Here is a 10,932-nt window from a genome sequence, read left to right as displayed (position 1 = left end):
GGAGAGGGTATGCTAGAAGGAAAAGTAGCACTTGTCACAGGTGCGTCCCGTGGAATTGGTCGCGCGATTGCGCTTGAGCTGGCCAGCCAGGGAGCGGATGTGGCGGTTAATTATGCCGGAAGTGAGGCTGCTGCACGAGAAGTAGCAGACGAAATTGTAAAGCTTGGCCGCCGTGCCATCGTTGTACAGGCAAATGTGGCAAATGCGGGTGAAGCGGAAGCTATGGTCAAACAAACCATTGATGAGCTGGGTAAGCTTGATATCCTCGTCAATAATGCCGGTATTACCCGCGATAACCTGTTGATGCGCATGAAGGAAGAAGAGTTTGATGATGTAATCGCAATCAACCTGAAGGGCGTATTTAACTGTACAAAAGCAGTAACACGCCCGATGATGAAAGCACGCGGTGGGCGCATTATCAATATTTCTTCTGTAGTAGGTGTAATGGGAAATCCAGGTCAGGCGAATTACGTAGCCGCAAAAGCAGGAGTTATCGGGATGACCAAGTCGGTGGCTCGCGAGTTAGCGAGCCGCGGTATTACCATAAATGCGGTAGCTCCAGGATTCATTGAAACGGATATGACATCTATTCTTGGAGATGATACGAAGGAATCCCTGCTCTCTCAAATACCGCTTGGACGCCTCGGAAAACCGCAGGATATTGCTGATATCGTCTCGTTTGTCGCTTCAGAAAAAGCGAGTTATATTACGGGTCAAGTTTTTCATGTTGACGGTGGCATGTATATGTAAGACAAAGTATAATAGACAGATGATTACCGCTTGAGAGGAGGTGAAGGCAGTGGCAGAGACATTCGACCGTGTAAAGAAAATTATCGTGGATCGCCTCGGCGTTGACGAATCTGAGATCAAAGAAGAAGCTTCTTTCAAAGACGATCTTGGCGCAGACTCTCTTGATGTCGTAGAATTGGTGATGGAGCTCGAAGATGAGTTCGATCTTGAAATTTCTGACGAAGATGCAGAGAAAATCACGACTGTGGGTGATGTAATCAAATACATAGAAGCCCACAAGTAATAAACATGCGCAGCTTCAGGAAAAGTCCCGTATATGTATGCGGGACTTTCTCCTCATTGTGGGTTGTTGTACTGTTTCGCATCACATAAGAACCGTTATTCTATCTCGAGGTGAAACGATGAAAAATCGCGTAGTTGTAACAGGTGTGGGAGCGATCACACCGCTTGGCAATGATGCAAAGCTTTTCTGGGATGGTCTGCTTACAGGCAAGTCCGGTGTTGATTATATTACAGCATTTGATACGGAAGCGTATCCAACGAAGATTGCAGCGGAAGTAAAAGGCTTCAACCCAGAGGATTACATGGAGAAGAAAGAAATTAAGCGTACGGATCGTTTTGTGCAGTTTGCGATTGCGGCGGCAAAAATGGCTGTAGAGAATGCCAAGCTAGAGATTACACCGGAGAATGCGGAAGCTACAGGTGTATACATCGGTTCAGGCATTGGCGGCCTGGGTACATGGGAGGAACAGCATACCCTTTTGATGGAAAAGGGACCTCGTCGTGTGAGTCCGTTCTTTGTACCGATGATGATCGCTAACATGGCATCGGGTCAGGTATCCATTACCCTGGGTGCCAAAGGTCCAAACAGTGCCGCTATTACAGCGTGTGCGAGTGCGACTCACTCTATCGGAGATGCCTTCAAGATTATCGAACGCGGTATTGCCGATGTGATGATCACAGGCGGAACAGAAGCATCTGTTCGTCCGATGGCTGTTGCGGGTTTTTCCAATGCGAAGGCGCTGTCTTCACGCAATGATGAACCGCAAAAAGCAAGCCGTCCATTTGATAAGGATCGTGACGGATTTGTTATGGGGGAAGGCGCGGGCGTAATTGTCCTTGAGTCTCTTGAGCATGCTAAGAAGCGTGGTGCAACCATTCTCGCTGAAATCGTCGGATATGGCATGAGTGCAGACGCCTACCATTTGACCCAGCCAGCTCCGGGTGGTGAAGGGGCGGCGCGTGCAATGGGCGCAGCATTGAAGGACGCCGAGCTTAAGCCAGAAGATGTAAGCTATATTAATGCGCATGGAACGTCCACGCCATACAATGACAGCTTTGAAACAATGGCCATTAAAAAAGCCTTTGGCGAGCATGCATACAAAGTAGCCATTAGCTCAACCAAGTCGATGACGGGTCACTTGCTCGGTGCCGCTGGGGGAATTGAGGCGGTTGCTTGTGTACTAGCGTTGCGCGATCAGATCGTACCGCCAACAACGAACTATGAGACGCCGGACCCAGAATGTGATCTTGACTATGTGCCGAATGAAGCAAGAAAAATGGACGTTAACGTAGCGATGTCTAATTCCCTTGGCTTTGGTGGACATAATGCAACCATTATCTTTAAAAAGTATGTAGATTGATATATTTGTGGTGGTGAATAAGGCAGTGGATTTCGCAGGATTCCAAAAAGAAGTTGGGATTCGCTTCAAAAATGAAAAACTTCTCCGTCAGGCATTTACACATTCTTCTTATGTAAATGAGCACCGCGGTAAGCTGTTCCAGGACAATGAGCGCCTGGAATTTCTCGGCGACGCGGTGCTGGAGTTAACAGTCTCCCAATTTTTATATACTCATTTTCCGAAAATGTCTGAAGGAGAGCTGACTAAGCTGCGAGCTGCAATTGTGTGCGAACCTTCGCTTGTGATGTTTGCTAATCAGCTCAAATTCGGACAATTTATCCTTCTGGGCAAAGGGGAAGAATTGACTGGAGGCAGGCTTCGTCCGGCCCTGCTTGCAGACGTATTTGAAGCATTTATTGGTGCATTGTATCTTGATCAAGGCTTGGAGCCTGTATTCCGCTTTCTTGAGCGGTATGTATATCCGCGGATTAACAATGGTGAGTTTACACGGGTTACGGATTACAAAAGCCAACTACAGGAATTTGTACAACGTGATGGTTTAGGAGAAATTCAATATCGGATTGTACAGGAGAGAGGTCCTGCTCATAGCCGTGAATTTGTCTCAGAAGTCCTGTTAAACGGTAATGTGCTTGGCCAGGGAACAGGCCGATCGAAAAAAGAGGCTGAACAGCATGCGGCCGCCATGGCGATGAAGCAGCTTGTAGTAAAACAGCGAGGGTGATGGAAACGTTATGAAACGGCATGTGAATATCGCGCTGTTCGTTCCGCATCAAGGCTGCCCGAAAGACTGTGTGTTCTGCAATCAGTCGCGCATTACAGGTCAAAAGCGGGAAGAGCGGCTGACAGAAGCTGCGGTGCGCCAATCAATTGATGATCAATTGTCCACCGTCCATCCAGAACAGGAAGCGGAAATTTCTTTTTTTGGAGGCAGCTTTACCGGTTTGCCGCGCGGGTATCAGACCATGCTTTTATCGGTGGCACAAGAATATGTTCAAGCAGGACTGGTACAGGGCATTCGCTTATCAACACGTCCTGACTACATCGCTCCTCATATTATGGAGTATTTGCTATCGTATGGCGTAACAACGGTAGAACTAGGCTGTCAATCGCTTGATGATGAGGTGTTGGCCATGTCCAAACGCGGACATACAGCCGCAGATGTTCATCAGGCGGTAGAGACTATCCGTCAATATCCATCCGTCCGGCTAGGGCTGCAGGTTCTTCCTGGGCTGCCTTTTGATACGCTTGAGAAAAGCGTGCGCACAGCAAAAGAAATTGTACGTCTTTCTCCTGATTTTACCAGGATTTATCCGGCGCTCGTTATTGCTGGAACGGAACTTGAGTGGTTGTATGCAACACATCAGTACAAACCTCTTTCAATCAATGAGGCGGTTGCATGGACAGCTGCGATGTGGCTTCCGCTTTTGAAGGCGGGAATTCCTGTGATACGCATGGGACTGCACGCTTCAGACGATTTGCGCGGCGAAGGCACGGTGCTTGCCGGCCCGTTCCATCCTTCGTTTCGTCAATTGGTAGAAGAAGAGTTGTTTCGCCGTTTGCTGAAGCGAATGATGGAATGGATGGAATCTAAGACATCCGATCGGCTAGAAGTTGCGATTCATCCGGCAGATGAAACCGCTCTGCGCGGCCGTAAGGGAGAGAGCTGGAGACAGGTTGTTTCCTCGTGCGCGGAACGAGGAACGCATGTTTCACTTGCGTTGGATAGAGCGCTTCCGCGTCAACAGATGTGTTTTCGTATAGGGGGGGAGCTGGCTCATTCCATCGCTTTTGCTGATTTATAAGCACGCCATATGGCATCTGGTCATGCGGCCGATCTGAAACGGGGAAAAACGAGGCAGTCTGGACCCCGGCTTGGGATGGACATCCTCGCCGGTTTCGCCAGCGCCTCGTTTTTTGTCGTTTTATTTATGCAGCACGCCTGTCGATGCAGGGAGTCGGTTGGATAGTGACATCCCACTAAGACAGTGATACATTCTTATATGAGAAAGCCGTACGGTGGATCGCTGTTGACCCAGACGGCAGTAAGGGAGGATGGGGAGCGAGTCTATGTATTTAAAGCGCCTCGAAATTACAGGATTTAAATCATTCGCTGACCGCACGGAACTTTCATTTGTTCCTGGCGTAACGGCTGTTGTCGGTCCGAATGGCAGCGGAAAAAGCAATATTTCAGATGCGATCCGTTGGGTGCTTGGCGAGCAAAGCGCCAAATCTCTGCGTGGATCGAAGATGGAAGATATCATCTTCTCAGGCAGTGACTCACGCAAGCCAGTAAACTTTTGTGAAGTATCACTAACACTTGATAATACGGATCAGAAAATCAAAATGGATTTTTCGGAAATTACCGTTACCCGTCGTGTATACCGCTCGGGTGATAGTGAATATTACATCAATCGGCAGAGCTGCCGTCTACGCGATATTGTTGAATTGTTCATGGATACAGGGGTTGGAAAAGAAGCATATTCCGTTATCGGTCAGGGCAGAATCGAAGAAATTCTCAGCACGCGTTCAGAGGATCGCCGCGCGCTGTTTGAAGAAGCCGCAGGTATTGTCAAATACAAGGCAAGAAAAAAAGAAGCGGTTAAAAAACTTGATGAGACGGAACAAAATCTAGTACGTGTACTGGATATAATGAGTGAGATGGAAGAGCAAATTCATCCCCTTGCCGAACAGGCGGAGAAGGCACGCACATACTTATCGTTGAAAGAGACGCTTGCCGAACACGAAATTGGCCTATATGTCAAACAATTTGACTTGCTGCACGCGGAATGGGAGCAGATGAAAGAACGCGTGGAGCAGCGCAGGAGTGAGCAGGTTGAACGCGCTACTGCAATTAACCGATTGGATGCAAAAACAGCGGATCTACGTGCATTCGCGAGCGAACAGGATCAAGTAGTAGAAGATCTGCAACAGCGCTTGCTGGATGTAACCGAAGAGGCAGAAAAGAAGGAAGGCGTACGCGAGGTATTGCGTGAGCGTCTCCGAAATTACAGCAAAAACAAACAAGACGCCCACGGTCAGGCTGTAGCGATGAGTGAGAAGCAGGATGCGCTGCGCAAGCAGACGAAAGAAGCGGAGACACAAGTGGAAACAGCCCGCATAGAAACAGCCGCTCTTGAGAAGGAATTGCACCTTGAGCAAAAGCGTTATATGAATCTGGCCAAGTTTACAGATAGCGATATCGAACGGCTGAAGGCCGATTACTTTGACATTCTTAACCAGATGGCTTCTATGCGCAATGAAATTCGCCATTACCAACAGTTGATCGAGACAAATGGACAGCGTCGTGAACGCCTTGCACTGAGCAATCAGCAGTTGATCGAGCAAAAAGAACATGCAACAAATCGCAGAAAAGAATTGGAGCATGAGCTGCATCAAGTATCGGCACAACTGGCGGAAAGCATTGAAGAATTCAAACGCCAGGTGGCGGCGCAAAAAGAACAGGGCGAGCAGAAAACGCGCTGGCTCGAAGCGCTGCGTGAAGGCGAGCATAAATTAAATGGACTGCTCTCGCGGCGTGATGTGATTAAGGAGATGCAGGCAGATTTCTCAGGCTTTATGCAGGGAGTAAAAGAAATTTTACGGGCGCGCGAACAAGGGTTTTCCGGTGTGGAAGGCGCCGTAGCGGAGCTGATCTCGGTAGAGAAGAAGTATGAGACAGCCATTGAGATCGCTTTAGGCGGTGCCTTACAGCATGTGGTCGTTGCCAATGAATCGGTCGGACGTCAGGCGATTGGACTTTTGAAACAGCGTCGTGCCGGACGTGCTACCTTTCTGCCTATGGATGTGATTAAACCCCGGCAGCTAGCTGCGGGAGATCGTACACGAATCATAGAAATGACCGGTGTAGTTGGGATAGCGGCAGAGCTTGTTACGTACGAGGAGCAATATCGCTCCATTATGTACAATTTATTAGGCAGTGTGATTGTTACAGAAACGCTAGAGCAGGCTAATGCTGTTGCCCGCGTACTGAACTATCGCTACCGGATTGTAACAATTGAAGGTGATGTTGTAAATCCCGGCGGCTCAATGAGCGGTGGATCGGTGCAGCAGAAGTCCAATCAATTGTTGGGACGGGGCAGACAGCTTGAGCAGCTTGAAGAAGAAATCGCGCGTCAAAAACAAATAAATGAAGAGGTGTATACACGGCTTGAGACGTTGGCGCATGCGCAGGAGGATTGGGAACGCAGGCAGGAAGAGATGCGCTCAGCCGGCGAAGCGCTTCGTCTGCGAGAACAAGAGGTAAAGGGGTTGCTGCGTGAGCTTGACCACTCGGAGAGAACCATTGCCGAGCGTTGGGAATTCTTCGAACAGGATCAGGCTGTGCTTGATAAAGAGCGTGAGCAAGCTAAGCATCGCATCGATGTACTTGAGGAAGAACTAGAAGAACTTGCGATTGCAGAGCAGGAGAAGCAGCAGGAGATTGACACTGCTGAACAGAGCAAAAAAGAGAAGGAAACAAGCAAAGAAGCGCTCAACGCTCGAATCACCGAGTTGAAGGTGCAGCTTGCTACCCGCAAAGAGCAATATGAAGCCCGACAATCCGAATATAATCGTCTTACAAAGGAATTGGCAGAGCTGAGCGCAGAGCTTGAGAAAATGACAAAAGCTTTATTGTTGCTTGATTCCGATCGGGCGGGAAGCGATGAGGAAGAAGAGAAGCTTGACGAGGAAATTCGGACACTGCGCGCAAAGAAAGAGCAATACAGCGTTCATATTCAGGAGCAGCGTAAGAAACGCCAAGAGATCCAGGCCCTGCTGGCACAGCAGGAGGCGGAAGTGAAGGAATTACGCCGCCAGCTCAAAGAGATTGAAGATCATCTGCATAAATATGAAGTTAGAATAGAGCGGATGGATGTGGAACTTGATAACCTGCTGCATAAGCTGCGTGAAGAGTACGAGTTAAGCTATGAGATGGCGAAAGCCACCTACTCGCTGCCAGATGATGTCGAAGAGGCATCTTCGATCGTCAAAGGAATCAAACAGCAGATCGCTGCGCTTGGCACAGTGAATACCGGTTCTATTCAGGAATATGAGCGATTGCATGAACGTCAGCAGTTTTTGCTTTCACAACATCGTGATTTGAGTGAAGCCAAAGCGACACTTTATCAGGTGATTGGTGATATTGAAGCGGAGATGTCGCGCCGCTTCAAGGAAGTGTTTGAGGCGATTCGTGAGCAATTCCAAGTTGTTTTCACACAGCTCTTCGGCGGCGGACGTGCAGACCTGCAATTGTCCAATCCCGATAACATGCTTGAGACAGGTATTGAGATCGTGGCGCAGCCCCCAGGGAAGAAGCTCCAGTATTTAGCGCTTCTATCCGGTGGTGAAAAGGCCCTTACAGCCATTGCGCTGCTGTTCTCCATCCTTCGTGTTAAGCCTGTACCGTTTTGTGTGCTTGATGAGGTAGAGGCGGCGCTTGATGAGGCAAATGTCAGCCGTTTCTCCCAATATTTGCGGGAGTTTTGTGCAAATACGCAGTTCATTGTCGTTACGCACCGGCGCGGTACAATGGAAGGGGCTGATGTTCTGTATGGGGTGACCATGCAGGAGTCCGGCGTCTCCAAGCTTGTCTCGGTTCGTTTAGAGGACGAGATCATGGTGTCATAAATCTCAGGAGGAAGGGAAGCAAGAGATGAGTTTCTTTAAAAAGCTAAAAGAGAAAATATCAGGCCAGACTGAAACAATCACAACTAAGTTTAAAGAGGGTCTCACAAAAACGCGCGGTGCATTTGAACGTGTGGAAGACTTGGTTCGCCGCTACAAGCGTATTGATGAAGACTTTTATGAAGAGCTAGAAGATATTCTGATTTCTGCCGATGTGGGAGTAAATACCGTAATGGAGTTAGTGGACGAGCTCCGCAGCGAAGCCCGTAAGCAAAAAATTGAGAATGCGCTTGAGTTGCAGCCCATTCTTTCAGAAAAACTGGTTGGTTTGCTGCAGGAGAAGGACGAGGATACGTCGCTGAATATAGAGGACGGTCGCCTGAATGTCATTCTTTTTGTCGGTGTTAATGGCGTCGGAAAAACAACAACCATCGGCAAGATGGCCCATATGTTTAAAGGCCAGGGCAAAAAGGTGCTTCTAGCAGCAGGTGATACGTTTCGGGCAGGTGCTATCGACCAGCTTGAAGTATGGGGGGAGCGCGTGGGTGTAGAAGTCGTCAGGCAGCAGCAGGGATCAGATCCGGCGGCAGTCATCTATGACGGCATCCATACCGCAAAAGCAAGAAAAGCGGATGTGTTATTATGTGATACGGCCGGTCGTCTGCAGAACAAAGTAAACCTTATGGAAGAGCTTGCTAAGATCAGACGGGTCATCTCTCGTGAAATTCCGGACGGACCGCATGAGACATTGCTTGTGCTTGATGCCACTACCGGACAGAATGCGCTTAGTCAGGCGAAGGCATTCAGTCAATCGGCCGAGTTGTCGGGCCTTGTGCTGACCAAACTGGACGGCACAGCCAAAGGCGGGATCGTTATTGCGATTCGCAATGAACTGCAGGTGCCGGTAAAGTATGTGGGTCTTGGTGAGAAGATGGATGATTTACAGCCGTTTAATGCGGAACAATTCGTGCATGCGCTGTTTGCTACTTCCATTGAAAAGGAAATGGAAGAGGACAAAGAAAAAGAAGACGAGTAAAGAGAAAATACTTGACACTGCTTGTGTGCTTCGGTATGATTAAATCCTGTAAAGGGTTTAGGCTTTACACGAATTTCCGTACACGGGGGATAGAACCCATGCTGGAGGAAACTACACGTCTGCATTTATTGTATGACTTTTATGGCAAGCTGTTAAAGGATCGACAGCGCAAATATTTTGAGATGTATTATCGTGATGATCTGTCGCTTGGCGAAATTGCCGAGATTGAGAGCATCAGCCGTCAGGCGGTGTTCGAACAGGTAAAGCGGATTGCCAGAACGCTAGAAGATTACGAACAGAAGCTACATCTTCTAACACGCTACGAGAAGCGGTACGCTCTGCTTGAAGAACTACAGCAGGCATTGTCTAAGGAAGTGCCGCAGGATTCGCGGTCATATACGATGGTACGCGAACTTCTTGCGCTAGAATTGGAGATAGATTAGGAGGCGGACCATGGCGTTTGAAAGCTTAGCCAGCCGACTGCAATCCACATTTGACAAGCTTCGAGGCAAAGGAAAAGTTACGGAAGAAGACGTGACCAAGGCAATGCGCGAAGTGCGCTTGGCCTTGCTCGAAGCGGACGTTAACTTTAAGGTTGTTAAAGAATTTGTCAGCCGTGTAAAAGAGCGGGCCATTGGCCAGGATGTGCTAAAAAGCCTGACTCCAGGCCAGCAGGTCATCAAAGTTGTAAACGATGAGTTGACTGAGCTGATGGGTGGGGGACAAAGCAAACTGGCTGTTGCCAATCGTCCGCCTACGGTCGTCATGATGGTAGGTTTGCAGGGCGCGGGGAAAACAACAACGACCGGAAAGCTCGCCAACTACTTGCGTGGCAAACAGAATCGTAAGCCGCTGCTTGTGGCCTGTGACGTGTATCGTCCTGCCGCAATCAAACAGCTTGAAGTCGTTGGAAAACAGCTCAATATCCCTGTATTCTCTATGGGAGATCAGATCAGTCCGGTTGAGATTGCCAAAGCAGCCATTGCGCATGCAAAAGAAGAACATCTTGATTACGTGCTAATCGATACGGCCGGTCGTTTGCATATTGACGAGAAACTGATGGGTGAGCTGCAGGAGATCAAAGAAGTTACCAAACCGAACGAAATTCTGCTTGTCGTTGATGCAATGACCGGTCAAGACGCAGTGAATGTCGCCGAAAGCTTTAACGCACAGCTTGAGCTGACAGGTGTTGTCATGACCAAGCTGGACGGGGATACGAAGGGCGGTGCCGCTCTCTCGGTTAAGTCGGTTACAGGTACACCGATTAAGTTTGTCGGTATGGGCGAGAAGCTTGATGCGCTAGAGCCGTTCCATCCCGACCGGATGGCGAGCCGGATTCTTGGCATGGGTGATGTGCTGACGCTGATTGAGAAAGCCCAGGTCGATGTGGATGAGGCGAAAGCAAAAGAGCTTGAGCGCAAGATGCGTACAGCCGAGTTTACATTTGAAGATTTTCTTGAGCAGATGGCACAGGTTCGCAAGATGGGACCGCTCGATGAGCTGCTCAATATGATGCCGGGCATGAACAAGGTAAAGGGCTTAAAGGACATGAAGGTGGATGAAGGCGCGTTGAATCGCGTGGAGGCCATCGTCCGCTCCATGACAACGGAAGAGAAGCTTCATCCAGAAGTGATCAATTCCAGCCGCCGCAAGCGCATTGCTAAAGGCAGCGGTACATCTGTTCAGGAAGTGAACCGGTTGATTAAGCAGTTTGACGATATGCGCAAGATGATGAAGCAATTCACAAAGATGACGGACAAGGCAAAGAAAAAGGGCGGCGGTTTTAAGTTCCCGTTTTTGAGCTAGATGTCCGGGCATTACAAGTTTAAAACTAAGTCTTTTCAATTATGGATGACTTTGTTAAAATAATTAATTAGT

At 48.8% G+C, this 10,932-nt stretch carries 9 protein-coding genes; all 9 read left to right on the top strand.

Features of this window, described 5'->3' with window-relative positions:
• Positions 1–9 precede the first annotated feature (9 nt).
• Entirely contained in the window at positions 10–750 is a 741-nt protein-coding gene (gene fabG, locus AB3351_RS09880; protein ID WP_371146977.1) for a 3-oxoacyl-[acyl-carrier-protein] reductase, read from the top strand.
• A 49-nt stretch (positions 751–799) separates the two neighbouring features.
• On the top strand, positions 800–1,033 hold the full coding sequence (locus AB3351_RS09875) for an acyl carrier protein (RefSeq protein ID WP_371146976.1): 234 nt from the start codon (positions 800–802) through the stop codon (positions 1,031–1,033).
• A 118-nt stretch (positions 1,034–1,151) separates the two neighbouring features.
• Positions 1,152–2,393, top strand: a complete 1,242-nt coding sequence (gene fabF / locus AB3351_RS09870) for a beta-ketoacyl-ACP synthase II (RefSeq protein ID WP_371146975.1) — start codon at positions 1,152–1,154, stop codon at positions 2,391–2,393.
• A gap of 25 nt (positions 2,394–2,418) precedes the next feature.
• On the top strand, positions 2,419–3,114 hold the full coding sequence (gene rnc / locus AB3351_RS09865) for a ribonuclease III (protein WP_371146974.1): 696 nt from the start codon (positions 2,419–2,421) through the stop codon (positions 3,112–3,114).
• Positions 3,115–3,124: 10 nt separating this feature from the next.
• A complete protein-coding gene (locus AB3351_RS09860; RefSeq protein WP_371146973.1) occupies positions 3,125–4,195 on the top strand; it encodes an elongator complex protein 3 in 1,071 nt (356 codons plus the stop codon).
• 265 nt (positions 4,196–4,460) lie between these two features.
• Positions 4,461–8,021: a chromosome segregation protein SMC gene (gene smc, locus AB3351_RS09855; RefSeq protein WP_371146972.1), complete on the top strand. Its 3,561-nt coding sequence runs from the start codon at positions 4,461–4,463 to the stop codon at positions 8,019–8,021.
• A 25-nt stretch (positions 8,022–8,046) separates the two neighbouring features.
• Positions 8,047–9,054: a signal recognition particle-docking protein FtsY gene (ftsY, locus tag AB3351_RS09850; RefSeq protein ID WP_371146971.1), complete on the top strand. Its 1,008-nt coding sequence runs from the start codon at positions 8,047–8,049 to the stop codon at positions 9,052–9,054.
• 98 nt (positions 9,055–9,152) lie between these two features.
• Positions 9,153–9,497, top strand: coding sequence for a YlxM family DNA-binding protein (ylxM, locus tag AB3351_RS09845; protein WP_371146970.1), 345 nt, complete (start codon positions 9,153–9,155; stop codon positions 9,495–9,497).
• A 10-nt stretch (positions 9,498–9,507) separates the two neighbouring features.
• Positions 9,508–10,860: a signal recognition particle protein gene (ffh, locus tag AB3351_RS09840; RefSeq protein ID WP_371146969.1), complete on the top strand. Its 1,353-nt coding sequence runs from the start codon at positions 9,508–9,510 to the stop codon at positions 10,858–10,860.
• Positions 10,861–10,932: the final 72 nt, after the last annotated feature.

Origin of the sequence: Aneurinibacillus sp. REN35, assembly GCF_041379945.2 — a bacterium.
GTDB lineage: Bacteria > Bacillota > Bacilli > Aneurinibacillales > Aneurinibacillaceae > Aneurinibacillus.
Note: the sequence above shows the minus strand (reverse complement) of the source record. Positions and strands in the feature narration are given on the sequence as shown.